This is a genomic window from Neglectibacter sp. X4, from assembly GCF_009917365.1.
In the GTDB taxonomy this organism is placed as follows: Bacteria; Bacillota; Clostridia; order Oscillospirales; family Acutalibacteraceae; genus Acutalibacter.
In genome coordinates this window covers 1-17683 of the sequence record NZ_QWLE01000004.1, presented here as the reverse complement: position 1 = coordinate 17683, position 17683 = coordinate 1, and the positions used below count along the sequence as shown (strand labels likewise).

Genomic DNA, 17683 nt, shown 5'->3' with positions numbered 1-17683 from the left:
CATAGATTCTATCCCCCTCATGTGATTGGTGTATCATTCTAATATGAATGGCGTATGAAATTGCAGAAAAAAAGCTGCCTGCTTTCTGTGCAGGCAGCTTTCAAGCTATCTAAAATTCTATTGTGAAACGCATTCCACTGTTATCCTCTATGGCTGCAAACGTGTAAGGAATCTGCAAGGTTTTTAGGATTGTGTCAACAATATATAAGCCCAATCCGTTACCGTCCGTATCTGGGCAGCTTCCGTACTCTGGACGGTAGAACGGTTCAAAGATGTGGGTTAGATATTTCTGGGGAATCGGGACACATTCGTTCTCGAAAATCAGATTTTGATTCTCTATATAAATTTTTATGCTGCCTCCCTTGGGGGTATAAGAGATGGCGTTAGCCAGTAGGTTAGAGATTACTTTTTTTATCATAGGGAGAGGATAGCATATCGAAAGTTTTTCGTAAGTATCCGTTTCTATGCAAATCCCTTTCGACTTGGCAATAATCGCATAGGGTGGAATGACCTGTGGAATCAGTTCAGATAAGTCGATTTCTTCATCTTCTCCGTCCTGCGGTTTTTCAAACTTTGATACGTCCAGAATTTCCCGAATCATTGCCGCCAGTTGCTCCATCAAAACTTTGCACTTTGGCAAGTACACGCTATGGTCTTTGTATTTCCCTACATTTAGAATCATATTTTCTAACATGACATTTACGGCTGTAACGGGCGTTTTTAATTCATGGGAAGCAGAGCGAAGCAAGTTTGTTTTTTGTACTTCCATTTCTTCTACTTTGTGAATTTCCTGCTCCAAGTCATGAATGGTCTTTAGCAGATTATCATATAGGTTGTTTACATTATCTGCCAATGCTTCAATTTCATCATGGGTATGGATTTCACAATGAACGTCCGATGTCAATTCCTGCATCTGCTTTGTTGCGCTTGAAATCTGTTTGATTGGCTTTGTGAGCATATGGGAATATGCCAGGGCGGACAATATTGAAATAAGCGTACATAAAAAGGCAGTAATGGGTAAAATGACAATGACTGTACTGACAGCATCTTCAATCTGCTGTCTTGATACCGTGGCTTTTACATATCCATTTTCATTCGGCAATATTCTTTCCACATAAAAGAAATCTGTACCGCCTTTTGGATTCTGGGACAGTGATATTTTTATTTTTCCATCTGTTTCTTCCGCAATGATGTTCACCACTTCCGTAGTGTTAGAAATATTCAAAAGCTCTGATTCACCTGCATTCAGTAAATTCATTTCATAGGTATAGCCGTCATAGCATACTGAAACATCAGCCCACCATTTCCCTGCAAATTCTGTCACTAATGGAAGTCTTTCTGCATCTGGAGTATTCGCCATTTTTTCACACAAGCTGGCTACATCGTTTTCCAATTCGTTCCGCTGACGGAAATTATATACCACTGGAAGCAGACTATAAATGAGCAGATGGGAGACTGCCACAATTACAATCATCAGACTAAATGTATATAAAAAGGTTTTCGGAAAAAGTTTCAGCTTTCTCATACACCCACCTCCAATTTGTATCCAATCCCTTTCACCGTGACAATGCAATCAAGTCCCAGTTTTTTCGCAGGTTTCTGATGTAGCTGTCAACAATACGGTCTATCACATAAGAATCGTCTCCCCAGACTGCATTTAATATCTGTGACCGTGACAGCACCAGTCCTTTATGGTCGAGTAACAGCTTTAGCAATTCGATTTCTTTGGGGGTTATATCAATTTTTCCGTTCTGGTTGCAGGCGGAGTATCCAGAAAAGTCCACGGTCAACTCGCCATACTTCCAGATATTCGGCTCATCCTTTACGCCTGCCCGACGCAGCAGGGCGGTGATGCGTTTTCCAAGCACCACCATTGAAAACGGTTTTGTCATATAATCGTCTGCCAAACAATCAAAGCTTGATACCTGCGTATATTCGTCCTCTAATGCCGTAAGCATGATGACTGGTATCTGGCTTGTCTTTCGTACCGCATTTAATACCGCAAGCCCCGACATTGTGGGCAGCATAATATCAAGGACGATTAAATCTATCTTGTTCTGTGAGAAAATCTCCAAAGCCTCTGTTCCGTCATACGCTGATATAATTTCGTGACCTGCCTCTTGCAGATATTCGGAAAGAGCTTCGTTTGTATCAACATTATCTTCCACAATCAATATCTTTGCCACAAAGACCACCTCCAACTTTATCTTAGCATCTCCATGTGTATGGAGTATGAATTTTTTGCATTTTTTCGGGGAGCTGATTCAAGCTCCTGCACCTATTATAATTATCTTTATTTCGGCAATCAACTGTGCAAATATGAACTTTCATCCCCTGATGATAGAGATTAAATCTCCTAAACAAAGAGATTTCACATCGTTTAAGTGGAACTCCCATTTCAGTACAATATAAGAGGACAAAATCTATCCGTACAGGTGGTGAGGAAAATGAGCGAAGCCGCAGGAAACTTTGACTTTATGGAGTTGGGGCAGGCGATTATGGATGCCCGTGAGAAACAGCGGATTACCAGAGAGGAATTAGCCGAGGAGCTTGGCATCTCGGCAAGGCATTTGCAGGCTGTGGAGAAAGAGGGGCAGAATCCGAGCTTTCCCTTATTCATTCAGCTTGTGACCATGTTCCACATATCCGTAGACCAGTACATACACCCAGACCTCCCGACAGGGAAGACCACGCTGCGCCGACAGTTGGACGCACTCTTTGATACGTTCGATGATTCAGAACTGACTATCATAGCGGGGACGGCGCAGGGGATATGTAAGGCAAAAGAGCAGCCAGAGGATTGACCTCTGGTTTTTCTTTCGCCCGTTTTCCATCAATAGGCAGGGATGCCGTAGCCGTAGATGGAGCTGCTCCCGACAGGGTAGCTCCGCTGCCTGCACGCATCTCCAGAGTTGCCCTCCACGGTGTAGACGATGCCGTTCTCGCACCGTTCCACGATGCCTACATGGTCGGTTTCCCCGTCACCCTCCCAGTCAAAGAACATTGATTGAAGTAACAAATTTAAGGATGACAGTCATCGCAGAGCCAGACGCAAAGACGCAGAGCCGATGAACTTGTGAAATAAAATCACAGTTCGTTGGCTCTATTTTATTTCATAAGGTTTTAAGGCAAACGTCCACTATATAAAAAAACGGTGTTTTGGTGGGCGGTATTGCTATGCCCGAAAAGACTTAACAGACACTCTCCAGACCTGTTTAAAAGTTTGGAGGGATTTTTTTATGTTCTTTTTTCGGGCAGTGATCTATCTGCTCATGCTTTGTGCCGCTTACGCCAGACAACAAGCTGTCAGCGAAGTCTATTTTAGGCAACCAAAAAAGCCTGTCCGAGTGGCAGACCGCCTACCGTGTCAAGATGTTTGTTATCAGTGTGTTTAGCAGATTGATAATGCCAAAAACCCCGATAAACATAACAAAAATGTAAACTGGCATACGATAATTCAATAGTTTTTCGTTGTATGCCTCTACCCAATCATTCAAGGTACTAACATAGACGCTGGAAGTCGGTGGAATTATCTTTGCCCGCCATATAACGGACTGCTTCAATAGGCGTAACATGAGCAGCAGTTTTGGCTGGCTTAATTACAGCAATCATAACGCATAGATACACAAACAGAGCTGTGACAGCGGCAATTACAAATACCATTAAAGTGTTCCAGCCTTGTGGGACAAGGACATACCCCGCTATTGCACCGGCTAATATTCCAATCGGAATACCAATTCCGGAAAGATGGAATCCCTCTCTAAAAACGATTTTTTTCATCTGTTTTCCAGTTGCCCCTATTGTCCGCAGTTTCCCATATTCTTTTGTTTTTCTGGCTATGGACACATAGAACAGACTGTAAATAACAAGGGTACAAGCCAAAGCGATAATAAAACTGATAAATGCTATTACAGCGATATATTGACTGCTTCTCTGTTCAATGAGAGAAAAATAATATGTTGAAAACTGCATTTGCTCCGGCTGTATTTCCAATTCTCTGCACAATGTTGATAATTCAGCTTGTATAGCGGCCTTAGACCAACCATCAGATTCATTCAAACGGATATAAGCGGAGTATGCCGGTTCGCTGATCTTGTTTTCAATATAGGACTGCGGCACGAATACGGAATAATTTGAATTTTCGACAGGCAAAATACCACATAAGGTATAATCTTTTTCTCCATCTCCCAGATTTAACGATATAGTATCGCCTATGGATTTGGACAATCCAGCTCTATCAAGAAACGCCTTTGTGATAGCAATTTCATTTGTAGATTTGGGCAATTCTCCCTCTAAATCAGGATATTTTGCTAATTTCATCAGCGTTTCGTCCATTGAACGAACGGTTAATTTGTAGTCCCCATAAGATACTAAACCCAACAAATGACTTACACCCACTTGAACCCTATCGTCATTTACTAATTTCGTAATGGTATCATTATCGACTTCATTGATGCCCACCCAAAACAAAAGCAGCACTCCCATAATGGTAAATATAGTTTTCTGCCTCTTGAGTTTTGAAAACTCAGTTTGTATTAAATTAATCATCACGTTTCCTCCGTATAACAGATATAATAAACAAAGAAATAAACAGACAGATTGCAAGTACAAATATTGATACTGATATCTGGTAATTTGCGGAATTAGGTGCATATTTTATGATACTTAACCCAGTTGTGGTTGGATACCAGCTTGTAAAATGTGTATTTGCCACAAAAATACCACAAAATCCATAGACAAATGCCACGCAGGTTCCTGCCAAAAAAAGATTTCTTTTCAAAGAAAAAAAGCGATAATCGGCATAACTGCTATTAGACAGGAGATACCTGTGACTAACAGTTTCCAGAAAGCTATCCCGATATCTGCCAAGTTAAAAGGATATTGTAAAACCAAAGCAAACACTATACTGCATAGAAAACTAACTGCAATAAATAGGAAAGTCGCAAATACGGTAATTGCAATTTTGGCAAATTTTAATTTACTATAAGAAACTGGCACGATAAGGTTGTTTTTCAATGTGTCCTCTGAATACTCCCGGTTCATTAAATAACTGCCAAAAAAAGTTATCAAAAATGGAAATGTAAGGGTTATATTGTTCCAAAGGATTCCATCTGTCAGTGGAAGATAGCCAACTACGGAATTTGCCGCCCCTGTCAGCTGGAATAATGCCAGAAGACTTGACAGTACGACAACTCCTATTGAAAGAGGCAAAAGATAATGTCTTTTTAATTTTTTTAACTCTGCCCAAATCATCGCATTACACCTCCTGTTTCCGATAAATATATGCCGACAATACCATGCACACAGTTCCCATCCCAATAAGAGAAAGGATACAGGGAAATACTGGCAGTACCCAATTCTGCACATTCTCCACCATTTCCATGCGTTCTGGATTTGCCGTTATAAAAGGCAGACTGCATCGAAACAATAAAGTCAATGGGGCTGGAACTTTCAACAGCATAACAGAAAATAAACGCTTGATTTACCATGCTCAAATCAATGTCCATATCATAAATCCGCATAACATTATCATCTTCAATACGATATTTTACCCCGCCGCATTTCTGCTCCAGAATCCGGGCTGCGGTTGCCGTAGAGGATACACGGAATAAAACATATTTCTGGTTCTTTTTTCTTAATTCGTCCATACTGCTTTCTTCCAATAGGTTTCCTTCATGAATAATTCCTATATCATCTGCAAGCAAGTCAATCTCTGACAGGATATGGCTGGAAATCAAGATGGTTTTCCCCCGTTCTTTGCTTAAATCCTGCAAGAATTTTCTGATTTCCGCTATGCCAATCGGGTCAAGACCATTAATCGGTTCATCAAGAATCAAAAGTTCGGGGTCATGCATGATAGCATTTGCGATTCCAAGCCGTTGCTTCATGCCAAGGGAATACTTGCTGAACAGCTTTTTATCTTTGTAGGGAAGACCAACTACTTCCAACGCATTTTTTACGGCATCCGGGCGGGATGTCCCACGTAGCTTTGCAAAAATCTCCAAATTTTCTGTTCCAGTCAGATTCGGATAAAACCCAGGCGTTTCGATGATTGCGCCAATACGAGGGTATATCCGTTTTTCCTGTCCTCTGATATTTTTTCCAAACAGCTGCACTTCTCCTGATGTAATGGAAGTCAGTCCTAAAACCATCTTCATAATCGTTGTCTTTCCTGCGCCGTTACGCCCTAACAGACCATAAATCCGTCCTTTTTTTACATGGAGATTAACTTTGCTAACAGCCGTTTGTTCTCCATAGATTTTTGTTAGCTGCTTTGTTTCAATTACGAAATCATTCATAGATGTTTCCTCCTTTTGTACTCCCTATTATAAATCTGTAACCTTGCCATAACCTTGCCGATACCTTGCTTTTTTCATGTTTTATAAAAAAGCCCCGCATTTTTTACAGGGCTTTCGGAAGTAATATGGTAAATTTAGTTCCATTGCCGGAATTGCTTTCGGCGGTGATGGTTCCTTTGTGAACGCTGATAAGTTCCTTTGTAATCGCCAGACCTAATCCGTTTCCTTTCGCAGACCGCGACTGGTCGCACTGGTACATTCTTTCAAAGATATGTGGGAGATTGTCGGAAGTTATCCCCTTTCCATTATCCCAGATTATAATTTTATCTTGTTGAATATCCTCGTAAATGTGCAATTCCATTTTGTCGCCCTCACTGTGAATAATAATATTTTGCAAAAGGTTATTAAGGACGCGGGTATATGCGTTTACGTCTATACGGATAAAATACTCTGTTTCGGGTATGATAAATTCATATTCAAAATGATTGTTTTCTAAGACAAGAACCCAGTCCGCTATAATGTTGCGGGATAGTTCATTCAAATCTATTTTTTCAAAATGAAAAATCTGCTCCCCGGAATCCAGTTTTACCCACTCAAACAGATTTTCCACAAAGGATTTCATATATTGCGCTTTTTCATGTGCGACATGGATATATTCGTCTTTTTCCTCCCCAGGGACTATTTTGTTTTCAACCGCTTCCAAATAACCCACAAGGGAAGCAAGCGGAGTTTTTACATCATGTGAAAGGCTTGTCATCAGCCGTTTATATGCCTGTTCAGATTGCCTTTGACGTATAAGCTGTGTCTGGCTGTTTACGGCTATTTCGTTAATACCATAGCAAATTTTTTTTGTCATATCGTTTTCATCTGCTAAAATACGTCTGTTCAAATTTCCGCCCTTTATGTCCTCTAAGGCGTCTTTTATCAGCGCAAGCTGTGTTCGCACGCGCCGCAAGGCAGAAACGAGGTACACAATGATAAGCAGCATGAGAGCTAACACTATGAAAAGATAAAAATTTATGTCCATGTTAAGCCTCCTTATTAAAACGATAGCCGACACCCCTGACAGTTAAAATGTAAAAAGGGTGGTCGGGGTCTGGCTCAATCTTTTTCCTTAATTTGCTGATAAAAGACATAATATTACTATCGTCAAAAGCATATTCTTCCTCCCATACCTGTGAATAAATTTGCTTTTTGGTAAATACCCGCCCTTTGTTGGAAGCAAGAAAGAGCAGCAAATCAAATTCTTTCCCTGTAAGCCAGCCTGGACGCCACCACGGACAAGGCCGCTGATTTACAGCGTTTTATTGAGCGGGCCAGACAGGTGACCCGGCTGACGGAGTTGACGCCTGAAATCGTCCACGAGTTCATCGAGAAAATCGTAGTGTCCAAGCCCGACAAGGTAGACGGCAAGCGCCATCAGCGGGTGGACGTTCATTACAACACCATTGGCCTGTGGTGTGCCCCGTCCCCGGAGGAAATGGAGAAACTGTTCCAGGAGCATCTTGCAGGCCAGCATAAAAAGACAGCGTAGCCGAAGCTACGCCGTCCAAATGGATAACTTGTCTTTTACAACCCCGCTATTGGGGCAACTTCCTTACGGGAGTTGCCCCAAAGCGGGGGGATTTTTTTGTTCCATTAACGGGGTTCAAAAGGGACAGAAAGCAGAGGGCAGAGCATTTACTATGCCAGCATTTCTTTGACGGGATTTCCCACACAGCCCGCGGGCAGGGAAACACCGAAAAGCCCGCAGACGGTAGCGCCCAGGTCGGCAAAGGTATCCCTGTCTTCCAGGCGGGCAGGCCCTATTCCCGGCGACCAGCACAGCAGGGGCACCTGCTCCCGGGTATGGTCGGTGCCTGTGTGGGTGGGATCGTTCCCATGGTCTGCGGTGATGAAAAGCCTGTCCTCCCTGCCCAGCAGGGGCAGCAGTTTTCCCAGCTTTTCGTCAAAGCGCTCCAGCTCCCGGGCGTAGCCATCGGGATTGCGGCGGTGGCCCCAGAGAGCGTCAAAGTCTACCAGGTTCACAAAGCAAAGGCCATGGAAATCCTCCTGGGCGATTGTAATGGCCTGCTCCATGCCATGGACGCTGCTTTCGGAATGATGTGACTTGGTGATGCCATGGCCTGCAAAAATATCGCTGATTTTCCCCACACTGATAACCTCCAGGCCAGCTTCCATTAAGGCATCCAGGGCAGTGGGGCCAAAGGGGGGCACAGCATAGTCGTGGCGGTTGGCTGTGCGCTTAAACTGCCCCGGGGCCTTGCCCACATAGGGGCGGGCAATTACCCGTCCCACCTTCCAAGGCTCCTCCAAGGTGAGCGCCCGGGCAATTTCGCAGCAGCGGTACAGTTCCGCAAGGCCCATAGTTTCCTCGCTGCCGCAGATTTGCAGCACAGAGTCTGCCGAGGTGTAGACAATCAGTTCTCCTGTCTCCAACTGCCGGGGGGCCAGCTCGTCTAAAATGGCGGTGCCGCTTGCCGCCTTGTTGCCGATGATCCCCCGGCCGGTGCGCCGGGAAAGCTCTTTCAGCAGTTCTTCCGGGAAGCCCGTTTCCGTAAAGGTGCGGAAGGGGGCGGTGGTGCGCAGGCCCATCATTTCCCAGTGGCCTGTCATGGTGTCCTTCCCGGCGCTCAGCTCGTTCATGCGCAGAACCTTCCCGGAAAATTTTTCCGGGACAGGGGTGCCTGGCAGCGGGCAGATTTCTCCCATGCCCAGTTCCAGCAGATGGGGGATATGCAGAGGCCCTGCCTTTTCGCTGATATGCCCTAAAGTGTTGGCTCCCGCGTCGCCATAGGCAGGGGCGTCCGCCATGGCGCCCACGCCCAGGGAATCCAGAACGATTATAAAAACACGCCGCATAAATTCAGACCTCCCATGGTTTTCAGGTTTTATGCCCATTATACCGCAAACCGGGAAGCAAGGCAACCGCCGCTTTTATTCTGTTTGACTGCCCGCTTCTGCCATGGTATAATAACCGCAAAGCGGTTATTATACTTGATTTAAATGTGTCCCGCCTTAGCCTTTCCTTCAGTCAGGCAGGCGATGGACACAATACCAACGCGCTTCGCGCTTATGGTATACTAGCCGCAAAGCGGTTATTATACTTGATTTAAATGTGTCCCGCCTTAGCCTTTCCTTCAGTCAGTCAGGCGATGGACACAATACCAACGCGTTTCGCGCTTATGGTATACTAGCCGCAGAGACGCCAAAAGCCAAAGGAGGCATTTTCATGACAATCGGCGCACAGCTTTTTACATTACGCACATATACCCAGACCCCGGAGGATTTGGATTATTCCCTGGGAAAAGTGGCTGAAATGGGCTATGAAACCGTTCAGATCTCCGCTATCGGGCCGATTCCCGCCCAGACAGTGCGGGAACTCTGCGACAAGCACAGCCTGCAGATTGTCCTCACCCACACAGACCCGGGCCGCATCCTCCGCGACACAGAGACTGTGATAAAAGAGCACGAGGTGATGGGCTGTAAGTATATCGGCATTGGCATGATGCCGGAGAAGTACAGGCACCCGGAGTGGCTTTGGCGCTTTGCGGAGGACTATAAGGAACCTGCCAAAAAGATTGCGGCGGCCGGGATGCTTTTAATGTACCACAACCACAACCTGGAGTTCCAGAAGTTTGGCGGCAGGCTGGTGCTGGAAACCCTGCTGGAAAGCTTTGCCCCAGAGGAGATGGGCATTACCCTGGACACCTACTGGGTGCAGATGGGCGGCGGGGATGTGTGCGATTGGCTGAAGGCCCTGAAAGGGCGCATTCCCTGCGTACACCTGAAGGACATGGCTGTGCGGGGCATGGAGCCTGTGATGGCCCCGGTGGGGGAGGGAAACCTTCCCTGGCAGAAAATTCTGGAGGTTTTACAGGCACAGGGCGGCACAGAGCACCTGCTGGTGGAGCAGGATATCTGCGAGGGAAGCCCCTTTGACTGTTTGAAGCAGAGCCTGAAAAACCTGCGGGCCTTGGGCATCTAAATGCCGAATACACTGAAGGAAGGATGCGCGATATGGAAAAAATGGAAAAGGCGGTTATCACCGTTATCGGCAAGGACATGGTGGGAATCCTGGCAAAGGTTACGGCCCTGTGCGCGGAAAAGGGCATGAATGTGCTGGAGGTTACCCAGTCTATTTTACAGGATCTATTCGTGATGGTCATGCTGGTGGACATCACAGGGGCTGCGGCAGGCGTGGCGGAGCTGGCAGATATTTTCGACGATCTGGGAGCCAAAATGGATTTGAAGATACACATTATGCACGAGGACATCTTTAATTCTATGCACAGGATTTAGGGCTTGTTTGAAAATAGAGAAAGTGCCGGATTTTTAAGACAAAACGAGGCGGTTTCAAGGCGGAACCCGCAAGACAGGCTGTCGCCTGTCGAGGATTTCCAACACAGGAAACGCCCGTTTGGGATAAAAAGACGGTGTTGCGATTTTTCAAACAAGACCTAATGCCTGCAGCCGCGTGAGGGGGATTTTTTTGAACACGAAGGAAATTTTAGAAACCATCAACATGATAGACAACGAGGACTTGGACGTGCGCACTATCACCATGGGCATTTCCCTTTTAGACTGCATCCATCCGGACGGGGAGAAAGCGGCACAGGCCATCTATGATAAAATTTGCCGCTATGCCGAAAGGCTGGTGCAGACCGGGGAGGACATCAGCCGCCAGTACGGCATCCCCATTATCAACAAGCGGATTTCCGTCACCCCCATTGCCATGGTGGCGGGGGCCTGCCCGGCCATGTCCCCGGTGCGCTTTGCCAAGGCTCTGGACAGCGCCGCACGCAGCGTGGGGGTAAACTTTATTGGGGGATATTCGGCCCTGGTACACAAGGGCTTTGGGCCTGGGGATTATGCCCTCATTGAGAGCATCCCCGAGGCTTTGTCCGAAACAGAGCTGGTGTGCTCTTCTGTAAACGTAGGCACCACCAAGGCGGGCATTAACATGGACGCGGTGAAAAAGATGGGCCGGGTGGTGAAAGAGACGGCAGAGCGTACCGCTGACCGGGAGTGCATTGGCGCGGCTAAGCTGGTGGTGTTTTGCAACGCGCCGGAGGACAATCCCTTTATGGCGGGAGCTTTCCATGGCCCCGGAGAGCCGGACTGCGTGATAAACGTGGGGGTTTCCGGGCCAGGGGTGGTGCGGGCTGCCATTAAGAAGGAAGGGGACGGAAAGAGCCTGACGGAAATTGCCGAGCTGATTAAACGCACAGCCTTTAAAATTACCCGCATGGGACAGCTTGTAGCCCAGGAGGCCTCCCGGCGGCTGTGCGTGCCCTTTGGCATTGTAGACTTGTCTTTGGCCCCCACTCCGGCTATTGGCGACAGCGTGGCCTATATTCTGGAGGCAATGGGGCTTTCCCAATGCGGCGCCCATGGCACCACAGCGGCCCTGGCCCTTTTAAACGACGCGGTGAAAAAGGGCGGCGTGATGGCTTCTTCCAGCGTGGGCGGGCTTTCCGGGGCCTTTATCCCGGTGACAGAGGACGCGGGCATGATAGAGGCTGCCCGCAGCGGCTGCCTGACCCTCACGAAGCTGGAGGCCATGACGGCGGTGTGCTCCGTAGGCCTTGACATGATCTGCATTCCCGGAGACACCTCTCCGGAAATCATCTCCGGCATTATTGCAGACGAAGCGGCTATCGGCATGGTCAATTCCAAAACCACTGCTGTGCGGGTAATCCCCGCTGTGGGAAAGCAGGCCGGAGAGGAGCTGGACTTCGGCGGGCTTTTGGGCATGGGGCCGATTATGGATGTAAACACAGCCTCCCCTCTGGAATTCATCAGCCGGGGCGGCAGAATCCCCGCTCCCCTGCAGAGCCTAAAGAACTAGCCAACGTGACGTTGGATCCGGGACGCGGGCAACGCGGGTGGAAGGGGGCCGCCGTGAAAAGAATTTTCACGGCTTACGCAGGCCATCGCGTGCCCGGGGTGCTCCCGAGATAGTTTTAGAATCAAATCCTTTTCAAAAGGATTTGCGGAGGCTTGGGGGTGAGCGTCTGCCTGCGGCCATACGTTCGCGCTTTGCGCGAGCGTTTGCAAGCATGCGAACCGACCGAGCTGGCAGGCGAGACAAGCCCCAAGTTCTTAAAAAAGGTGAAAAGTATGGAATCTTTACGCGAATTATACAGGATAGGCCGGGGGCCTTCCAGCTCCCACACCATGGGGCCAAGCTTTGCGGCCCAGCGCTTTAAGGAGGCACATCCAGAAGCAGACAGCTTCCGGGTGACCCTTTACGGTTCCCTTGCCAAAACAGGTAAAGGGCACCTTACCGACATGGCTGTGGCAGAGGCTTTAGCCCCCCTGCCTGCGGAAATTATTTTTGACATGGAGACGGAGGAACTGCCCCACCCCAACACCATGGATCTGGAAGCCCTGGAAGGCGGGAAGACCCTGGGCCGCTGGCGGGTGTACAGTGTGGGCGGGGGGAAAATTACCATAGAGGGCCAGCCCGCTGCCGATCCGCCCCATGTGTACCCCCTCGGAAGCTTTGCCGGGATTAAGGACTACTGCCGGGAAAGGGATATGTTTCTATGGCAGTATGCAGAGGAATGCGAAGGGCCGGAAATCTGGGATTATCTCTCGGAAGTGTGGGAGGTGATGAAAGAGGCCGTATACCGGGGCATCCGCAAGGACGGGGAGTTAAAAGGCGGCTTGGGGGTGCGTCGCAAGGCCATGTACCTCAACCGCCAGCGCCACATGGACGAAAGCAAGGAAACTCGGGAAAACCGGAAGGTTTGCGCTTATGCCTTTGCTGTCAGCGAGGAAAACGCCGGGGGCGGCACCATTGTCACAGCCCCCACCTGCGGGGCCTGCGGCGTGCTGCCTGCTGTGCTGCTCTATAAGCAGGAGCAGATGGGATTTTCCGACCGGGATGTTTTAAAGGGCCTTGCTGCTGCCGGGGTTATCGGCAACGTGATAAAGACAAACGCCTCCATCAGCGGGGCGGAATGCGGCTGCCAGGCGGAAATCGGCAGTGCCTGCTCCATGGCGGCGGCAGGGCTGGCAGAGCTGTACCACATGGATTTGGATCAGATTGAATATGCCGCCGAGGTGGCCATGGAGCACCACCTGGGCCTCACCTGCGATCCCATCGGGGGTCTGGTGCAGATTCCCTGCATTGAGCGCAACGCCGTTGCCGCCATGCGGGCCATCAATGCCCTGAGCCTTGCAAACTTCCTCACCTACACCCGGAAAATCTCCTTTGACGTGGTGGTGAAAACCATGTATGAAACAGGGCGGGATCTGTTCAGCAAATACAGAGAGACAAGCGAGGGCGGCCTTGCCAAGATGTACAGGCAGTAGCGCCTTTCATATGGAAAAATGAAAAGCCGGTACGGGAAAACCTGTACCGGCTTTTCTATGCATTCTTAATTACCGCGCCCGCTCCTGGATGATGCCTGCCATTTCCCCCACGTTCTTCATGGAGGAAATCTCCTTCATTTTAAATTTCATGCGGAATTCCCGCTCCACAGCGGAAATCAGGGTGATGTGCTCCAGGCTGTCCCAGTCCTCAATATCGTCCGCGGTGGTCTGGGGGGTCAGGCGGATGGAGGGGTCGTCGAACACCTCCTGAAACACCTTGTTAAGCCTTGCAAAAATTTCTCTGCCGTCCATATTCTGTGCCGTCCTTTCTCTGTTTTTCTATGTTATTCCACAGGGTTCCCTGTGACTGCAATGACCTTGCATTTCGGCGCGTAGCTGCCTGTTTCCAGCTCCCACACAGTGCTGCCGTCAGGCTCCTCGGCTGTTTTATGAAAGCCAAAGCTTTCATAAAGGCCTTTTACCATGCCGTTTTTCGGGGTGGGGTAATAAAACCCGCGAAGGGTTTTCAGGCCCTGCTCCCGGCAGCGCTCTGCAAGCTTGTCCAGCATGGCAAGTTCCATGTCCCGCTTGAGCACCCGGCAGCTCATTAGCCACAGCTCAATGTCCAAAGCCTCCCCGTTTTTCCTGCCGATTACCACTGACACCACCCCGTTGTCCCCGAACTTGTCCACAAGCTTCCCGTACAGGCGGATGTAATCCGGGCTGTTATACACAGTCTCCATCTCTTCCGTCGTAAAGCGCCTGGTGGTCAGGTTAAACTGATTGCTTTTGTTGGTAAGCTGGGTGATGCGCGTGAGGTATACAGGCAGGAAATCGTCTATCACAGCGTGCATCTGAAGGCTTCTGAGATATTCCCCGTAATCCCCGAAGGAGGCCTGCTGGGCAGCCCGCAAGGCGTTTGCCTTATACATCTCGCCCCGCTTCAAATCGTCCTGGCTGAAGGTGGTGGTTTCAAAGCACCCGCTCCGGTCGATGGCGGCAATGTAATTTTCCACGCCCTCCAGTTCCGGGACAAGGACGCCCGGTACTTGGGCCTGCACGATTTCCCGCTCCGCAGGGTTGTCGTCGGCAAACACGATAGATTCTGGCAGCAGATCCAAAGCGGCGGCAGTTTCCCGGATATTCCTGTCCTTATTCTCCCAGTTTGCTTTTATGAGGGTGAAATCCTCCGGGCGCAGGGCGCCTTCCGGGTGGCTCAGGCCGGCCAGGGCATTTTCTTCCTCGTTTTTCGAGCATACGGTCAGCAGAATGCCTAAGTCCTTTAGCTGCTTTACATAGCTTTGGAACTCATAATAAGACTGCGCCACGCCGGTTTCCTGGCCGATTTCAATGCCTTCCACCCCGTCATCCCCTACGACGCCGCCCCAGAGGGTGTTGTCCAGATCCAGGGCCAGCACCTTCTTGTTTTTGCCGAACAGGGATTTGATGATATTCGCCACGCTGAAAGTAAAGGCCGGGATGGCCTCAAAGCACATGGCGTATTTATACATGTTCCAGCAGGCTGGATCCGCCCAGCGCCGCAGGCCGAAGTCGGCGGCAAGGTAATCTGTGTCGTTGAGAAAGAAGCCCTGGTGCTCTGCGGCATACTGGGCAAAGGCCCCGTTAAGCCGGGCGGTGAAATGGGTGCGCCCATGGATGTCCCAGGCGTCCCGGTTGCCTAAAAGCCGGAAAAAGGGCTTTTCAAAGTTGTTCTGGATAATGGGGCAGCGAAACCGCTTTTCCAAGCTCTCCCACATGGCCTGGAACCGCCCCAGCTCCGCCGCGAGTTTCTCCTCCACTTGCTGGTCAGAATCCCGCACTGTGGGCCAGTTTTCAATATTGCGCCCGGTGGTGTGAATCCAGATGATGTCCGGCTGAAAGCTGGCAAGGGATTCTGGGGGAAACATGGCGTCCTGGAAATATTGGGCATACTCCGACTCATAAAACACAGGCTCTATGCCCGCGTCCAGCAGGAAAAGCTCCAGGGTTTTCACCAGGTCGCTGGTGGTAGATCCGCCCAGCACCGCAATCTTTTTTCGGAGCCTTGGCCCCTCCTGGGCTTCCAGCGCCCGTTTCAGCGCCTTGCGTTTGCGGATAATAACCCCCGGATCAAAGGGATAAATAAGCTCCTGCATATTGTCTGCCCCTTTCTGAGGGCCTGCTCCCGGTTTCCGGCAGAAGGCCCCCGGTTTCTCATGGTCATATTATATAGGATGCCCGGCCTTTGCGCAAGCCTCAGGGCTGCTTGTCCACAATGGTTTCCCCGGCGTTTTGGGTGAGAAGGTTTTCCAGGTTGTCTGCCTGGCTGCCCACCAGGGAATAGGCGGACATGGTAAAGAGCACGTCGGTAATCTCCATGTCATTGATAAAGCTTATCAGGTTCCGCTGCAGGTAGCGCATATCCACCACATAAATCTGCTCAAAAGAGCCGGTGAAGAAAGGCACTGTAGCGTTGCCGTAGCTGTCCTTCACAATCAGGAGCCTGCGCCCGTTTTCCACCTGGGTATCGGTCTTGACAATATAGTTGTCGCCTCCCAGGTAGTAGCTGTAGGCGTCGGAGCCGCTTGCGCCTTCGGCAAAGAGATTGTCGTCATCCCACTGGAACTCATAGCTGGTGTCGTAATAGGCGGAAGTGTATTCTGCGCCGGGGGTGTAGTAGACAAAATCCTCCGGATCATTCAGCAGGTCGGAAGAGCCTGTGTAGGCATACATGGAGCCTACAAAGCCTTCCATTTTGCCGGGGGTATAGGTGTTGATGTCAGGGAAAGGCACGTCTGCTGCTTCCGCAAAGGTTTTTGCCGCGTAATAAGCGCCCAGGGGCTGCCAGTGGTGGTCGGTGCGGCAGTAAATCGGCTCGTCCACATGCTTAGAAAGCACCGGGCAGATGTTAATGGCGTGGATGCCTTTGTTCAGCTTGCTGTGTACCTTGTCAAAGCAGTCCGACTGGCTGGTGGAATACTCCTGGAAGTTGCTGGGCAGGTAAAATTCGCAGGCCAAAGGCGCGGGCATAGACCAGATGGACACGCGATCCCCTACCTGGTCATACAGGCTGTTCAGGCTTTGGGCATAATTGTCCCCGCTGCCGCCGCCGAAAAGCTCCAGGCCCCGGAAGTGCCCGTCCTGCTTGATGACAATCAGGCCGTTTTCCGTCATGTTCCCTTCGGCTTCCTGCTCGGTAAACTTATTGACGCTGGGTTCCACCCCGTCCATGCGCCGGCCTGCCGCCCCGGCCAGGGCTTTTGCCAGGGCCTGGGTCTGCTGCACGTCCGGCTCTGCCTGTGAGACGGAGGAAGCGCTGCTTTCCTGCTGGGAGGAGATGGGCGCGGAGGGTGCGTCTGGCTGGGACGGTTCTTTCTTCTGGCCCACTTTGTTTACTGTGCCTACAAATTCCACAGAATCCTCTGACTTGGGCAGGCCAAAGACTGCCTTGAAATTGTTCCCCAGGTTTTTCAGGCTGTCCCGCATGGGCACCGTATCGTCATAAAAGTTTGCCACCCCGGCAGTAAACTCCCCAGAGAAATAGCTTTCCAGGGAAAACTGGGGCAATACTGCCAGCTCCCGTTTCTCAATTTTCGATACGGTAGACCGGGGCAGTATCACCATCAGAAGGGTGGTAAGCCCGAAAGAAAAGGTGAGTATAAACAATACCACCAGTGAAAGGCGTTTTTCCAGCAAATCCCGCTTGTCCATCTTTTTCCGCCTGGCGCGGGGGCGCTCATCTGGAGCCGGCGGATCGGCTGGCTGCTGTGCCTGGGGTGCATAGGGCCTTAACGTCTCCTCCCCGGCAGTGTACCGGGTTTGAGAGGTATAGGGCCTTAGCGGCTCTTCCTCAGCAGTGTACCGGGTTTGGGAGGTATAGGGCCTTAGCGGCTCTTCCTCAGCAGTGTACCGGGTTTGAGAGGTATAGGGCCTTAGCGGCTCTTCCTCAGCAGTGTACCGGGTTTGGGAGGTATAGGGCCTCAGCGGTTCCCCTTCGGCAGTGTACCGGGTCTGGGAGGTATAGGGCTTTAGTGGCTCTCCTTCAGCAGTGTGTCGGGTCTGGGAGGTATAGGGCCTTAGTG

General features: G+C 49.8%; 15 protein-coding genes and 4 pseudogenes. 7 read left to right on the top strand and 12 right to left on the bottom strand.

Annotated elements, in window-relative coordinates:
- Nucleotides 1-109 precede the first annotated feature (109 nt).
- Nucleotides 110-1525, bottom strand: a complete 1416-nt coding sequence (locus D1841_RS04045; RefSeq protein WP_160642192.1) for a HAMP domain-containing sensor histidine kinase — start codon at nucleotides 1523-1525, stop codon at nucleotides 110-112.
- A gap of 31 nt (nucleotides 1526-1556) precedes the next feature.
- Nucleotides 1557-2186 carry a response regulator transcription factor gene (locus D1841_RS04040; protein WP_347563941.1) on the bottom strand — a complete coding sequence of 210 codons (630 nt, stop codon included), beginning with the start codon at nucleotides 2184-2186 and terminating at the stop codon, nucleotides 1557-1559.
- A 261-nt stretch (nucleotides 2187-2447) separates the two neighbouring features.
- On the opposite strand from D1841_RS04040, the gene D1841_RS04035 reads away from it, so the two are divergent.
- Nucleotides 2448-2804 (top strand): helix-turn-helix transcriptional regulator, encoded by a 357-nt coding sequence (locus D1841_RS04035; protein ID WP_160642193.1) that lies wholly within the window; start codon nucleotides 2448-2450, stop codon nucleotides 2802-2804.
- A gap of 29 nt (nucleotides 2805-2833) precedes the next feature.
- Here the strand turns inward: D1841_RS04035 and D1841_RS04030 are convergent.
- Nucleotides 2834-3004, bottom strand: a pseudogene (locus tag D1841_RS04030) (CHAP domain-containing protein); the annotation flags it as partial.
- 269 nt (nucleotides 3005-3273) lie between these two features.
- Here D1841_RS04030 and D1841_RS19725 point away from each other — a divergent pair.
- Nucleotides 3274-3375 (top strand): annotated as a pseudogene (locus tag D1841_RS19725) (plasmid recombination protein); the annotation flags it as partial.
- Between the two features lie 126 nt (nucleotides 3376-3501).
- Here D1841_RS19725 and D1841_RS04025 read toward each other — a convergent pair.
- From D1841_RS04025 to D1841_RS04005, 5 genes and pseudogenes are all read right to left on the bottom strand, one after another.
- Entirely contained in the window at nucleotides 3502-4548 is a 1047-nt protein-coding gene (locus D1841_RS04025) for an ABC transporter permease (protein ID WP_160642194.1), read from the bottom strand.
- Between the two features lie 228 nt (nucleotides 4549-4776).
- Nucleotides 4777-5253 carry an ABC transporter permease gene (locus tag D1841_RS04020; protein ID WP_160642195.1) on the bottom strand — a complete coding sequence of 159 codons (477 nt, stop codon included), beginning with the start codon at nucleotides 5251-5253 and terminating at the stop codon, nucleotides 4777-4779.
- Between the two features lie 215 nt (nucleotides 5254-5468).
- Nucleotides 5469-6299 (bottom strand): annotated as a pseudogene (locus D1841_RS04015) (ABC transporter ATP-binding protein); the annotation flags it as partial.
- A gap of 103 nt (nucleotides 6300-6402) precedes the next feature.
- A complete protein-coding gene (locus tag D1841_RS04010) occupies nucleotides 6403-7326 on the bottom strand; it encodes a sensor histidine kinase KdpD (protein WP_160642196.1) in 924 nt (307 codons plus the stop codon).
- A gap of 1 nt (nucleotide 7327) precedes the next feature.
- Nucleotides 7328-7558 (bottom strand): annotated as a pseudogene (locus D1841_RS04005) (helix-turn-helix domain-containing protein); the annotation flags it as partial.
- Nucleotides 7559-7623: 65 nt separating this feature from the next.
- On the opposite strand from D1841_RS04005, the gene D1841_RS04000 reads away from it, so the two are divergent.
- Nucleotides 7624-7833 carry a DUF4368 domain-containing protein gene (locus D1841_RS04000; RefSeq protein ID WP_371721394.1) on the top strand — a complete coding sequence of 70 codons (210 nt, stop codon included), beginning with the start codon at nucleotides 7624-7626 and terminating at the stop codon, nucleotides 7831-7833.
- Nucleotides 7834-7982: 149 nt separating this feature from the next.
- On the opposite strand, the gene D1841_RS03995 is transcribed toward D1841_RS04000, so the two are convergent.
- Complete coding sequence (locus D1841_RS03995) at nucleotides 7983-9161, bottom strand: phosphopentomutase (protein WP_201751222.1); 1179 nt, start codon at nucleotides 9159-9161, stop codon at nucleotides 7983-7985.
- A gap of 370 nt (nucleotides 9162-9531) precedes the next feature.
- Between D1841_RS03995 and D1841_RS03990 the strand changes: the two genes are divergently transcribed.
- From D1841_RS03990 to D1841_RS03975, 4 genes are all read left to right on the top strand, one after another.
- Complete coding sequence (locus tag D1841_RS03990) at nucleotides 9532-10287, top strand: sugar phosphate isomerase/epimerase (protein WP_160643602.1); 756 nt, start codon at nucleotides 9532-9534, stop codon at nucleotides 10285-10287.
- A 32-nt stretch (nucleotides 10288-10319) separates the two neighbouring features.
- Entirely contained in the window at nucleotides 10320-10601 is a 282-nt protein-coding gene (locus tag D1841_RS03985) for an ACT domain-containing protein (protein WP_237076351.1), read from the top strand.
- 190 nt (nucleotides 10602-10791) lie between these two features.
- Nucleotides 10792-12150: a PFL family protein gene (locus D1841_RS03980; RefSeq protein WP_256376691.1), complete on the top strand. Its 1359-nt coding sequence runs from the start codon at nucleotides 10792-10794 to the stop codon at nucleotides 12148-12150.
- Between the two features lie 272 nt (nucleotides 12151-12422).
- Nucleotides 12423-13622, top strand: coding sequence for an L-serine ammonia-lyase, iron-sulfur-dependent, subunit alpha (locus tag D1841_RS03975; protein WP_160643600.1), 1200 nt, complete (start codon nucleotides 12423-12425; stop codon nucleotides 13620-13622).
- A gap of 69 nt (nucleotides 13623-13691) precedes the next feature.
- On the opposite strand, the gene D1841_RS03970 is transcribed toward D1841_RS03975, so the two are convergent.
- The 3 genes from D1841_RS03970 to D1841_RS03960 form a co-directional block, all read right to left on the bottom strand.
- A complete protein-coding gene (locus D1841_RS03970) occupies nucleotides 13692-13934 on the bottom strand; it encodes an acyl carrier protein (RefSeq protein ID WP_160643598.1) in 243 nt (80 codons plus the stop codon).
- Between the two features lie 32 nt (nucleotides 13935-13966).
- Nucleotides 13967-15757, bottom strand: coding sequence for an HAD family hydrolase (locus tag D1841_RS03965; protein WP_160643596.1), 1791 nt, complete (start codon nucleotides 15755-15757; stop codon nucleotides 13967-13969).
- Between the two features lie 100 nt (nucleotides 15758-15857).
- Nucleotides 15858-17683: DHHW family protein (locus tag D1841_RS03960; protein ID WP_166554229.1), on the bottom strand; the 1826-nt coding region annotated here is incomplete at its 5' end.

What these genes read in the sequence shown, in the direction of transcription:
- D1841_RS04045 (WP_160642192.1), bottom strand. Translation starts at nt 1,525, where the DNA reads ATGAGAAAGCTGAAACTTTTTCCGAAAACCTTTTTATATACATTTAGT.
- D1841_RS04035 (WP_160642193.1), top strand. Translation starts at nt 2,448, where the DNA reads ATGAGCGAAGCCGCAGGAAACTTTGACTTTATGGAGTTGGGGCAGGCG.
- D1841_RS04025 (WP_160642194.1), bottom strand. Translation starts at nt 4,548, where the DNA reads ATGATTAATTTAATACAAACTGAGTTTTCAAAACTCAAGAGGCAGAAA.
- D1841_RS04020 (WP_160642195.1), bottom strand. Translation starts at nt 5,253, where the DNA reads ATGATTTGGGCAGAGTTAAAAAAATTAAAAAGACATTATCTTTTGCCT.
- D1841_RS04010 (WP_160642196.1), bottom strand. Translation starts at nt 7,326, where the DNA reads ATGGACATAAATTTTTATCTTTTCATAGTGTTAGCTCTCATGCTGCTT.
- D1841_RS03995 (WP_201751222.1), bottom strand. Translation starts at nt 9,161, where the DNA reads ATGCGGCGTGTTTTTATAATCGTTCTGGATTCCCTGGGCGTGGGCGCC.
- D1841_RS03990 (WP_160643602.1), top strand. Translation starts at nt 9,532, where the DNA reads ATGACAATCGGCGCACAGCTTTTTACATTACGCACATATACCCAGACC.
- D1841_RS03985 (WP_237076351.1), top strand. Translation starts at nt 10,320, where the DNA reads ATGGAAAAAATGGAAAAGGCGGTTATCACCGTTATCGGCAAGGACATG.
- D1841_RS03975 (WP_160643600.1), top strand. Translation starts at nt 12,423, where the DNA reads ATGGAATCTTTACGCGAATTATACAGGATAGGCCGGGGGCCTTCCAGC.
- D1841_RS03970 (WP_160643598.1), bottom strand. Translation starts at nt 13,934, where the DNA reads ATGGACGGCAGAGAAATTTTTGCAAGGCTTAACAAGGTGTTTCAGGAG.
- D1841_RS03965 (WP_160643596.1), bottom strand. Translation starts at nt 15,757, where the DNA reads ATGCAGGAGCTTATTTATCCCTTTGATCCGGGGGTTATTATCCGCAAA.